Origin of the sequence: Streptomyces mexicanus, assembly GCF_902506575.1 — a bacterium.
GTDB lineage: Bacteria > Actinomycetota > Actinomycetes > Streptomycetales > Streptomycetaceae > Streptomyces > Streptomyces mexicanus.
Map to the genome: position 1 here is coordinate 1 of NZ_LR732644.1, position 1,318 is coordinate 1,318.

Annotated in this window: 1 protein-coding gene; it reads left to right on the forward strand. The window is 73.0% G+C overall.

The features are described 5' to 3' along the window. Window positions 1–62: 62 nt before the first annotated feature. Window positions 63–1,310, forward strand: a complete 1,248-nt coding sequence (locus GV126_RS34135; RefSeq protein ID WP_159675110.1) for a carboxylate--amine ligase — start codon at window positions 63–65, stop codon at window positions 1,308–1,310. The last annotated feature ends 8 nt before the right edge of the window (window positions 1,311–1,318 follow it).

Consider the following 1,318-nt stretch of genomic DNA (forward strand, 5'->3'; position numbering starts at 1 on the left):
GGGTGGGTCCGCTCCGTGAAGGGGGACACGTGGGGGGACCCGTGGCCAGGAGAGCCGTCAGCGTGCCTTTCGAGGCCGACCGCGACGTGCCGGGCCTGATCGTGAAGTTCGGTGACTATCCGCTGCACCACGGCGGGGTGGGGGCGATCCGCAGCCTGGGCCGGCTCGGTGTCCCCATGTACGCGATCACCGAGGACGCCTACACGCCGGCGGCCTCCTCCCGTTACCTCGAGCGGGCGTTCGTCTGGCCGACGCGGGGCACCGAGGACGCGGACCATCTGGTGGAGGGCCTGCTGCGGATCGGCCGCCGGATCGGCCGGCCCACCGTCCTGGTGCCCACCGACGAGGAAGCCGCCGTCCTGATCGCCGAACACCAGGACGAACTCAAGGGGCCGTTCCTCTTCCCGCGCGTGGCCCCCGGTCTGCCGCGCCGCCTGGCCAGCAAGCAGGGCCTGCACGAACTGTGCGTGGAACACGGCGTCCCCACGCCCGCGGCGGCCTTCCCGCAGTCCTACGACGACATCGTCGCCTTCGCCGACCGGGCCCGCTTCCCGGTGGTGGCCAAGAACCGCGAGGCGTTCGTGCGCCGCAGCCGCCCGGCCGTGGGCGGCACCACGCGGATCACCACCCGCGAGGGCCTGCTCGCGCTCGCCCGCGACTGGGGCGAGCGCCCCGGCGTCGTCCTCCAGGAGTACCTGCCGCGGGAGCAGGCCGAGGACTGGATCGTGCACGCCTACTTCGACCAGGACGCCACCCCGCGGGCGCTGTTCACCGGCGTCAAGGTCCGCTCCTGGCCGCCGCACGCGGGCATGACGGCGCACGCGTACGTCGTGGACAACCCGGAACTCGCCGACCTCGCCGCGCGTTTCATCAAGCAGATCGGCTTCACCGGCATCATCGACCTCGACCTGCGCTACGACCGGCGCGACGGACAGTACAAGCTCCTGGACTTCAACCCGCGCATGGGCGCCCAGTTCCGGCTCTTCGAGAGCGAGTCGGGGGTGGACGTGGTGCGCGCCATGCACCTGGACCTGACGGGGCGCCCCGTCCCGGAGGGGGAGCAGCGCTCCGGCCACCGCTATGTCGTGGAGAACATCGACCTGCCCGCCCTCCTCGCCTACCGCCGCAGCGGCTACACGACACCGCACGCGCCGACCCGGGCGAGCGGGACGGAGCTGGCGTGGCTCGCGGGTGACGACCCGCTGCCGTTCGTCACGATGCTGGCCCGCTTCGTGCGGCCGGGCGCCAAGCACCTCTACCAGCTGTGGCGGACCCATCGCCGCGGCAGCGCGACCGCACCGGGCGGCTGAGCCCGCCC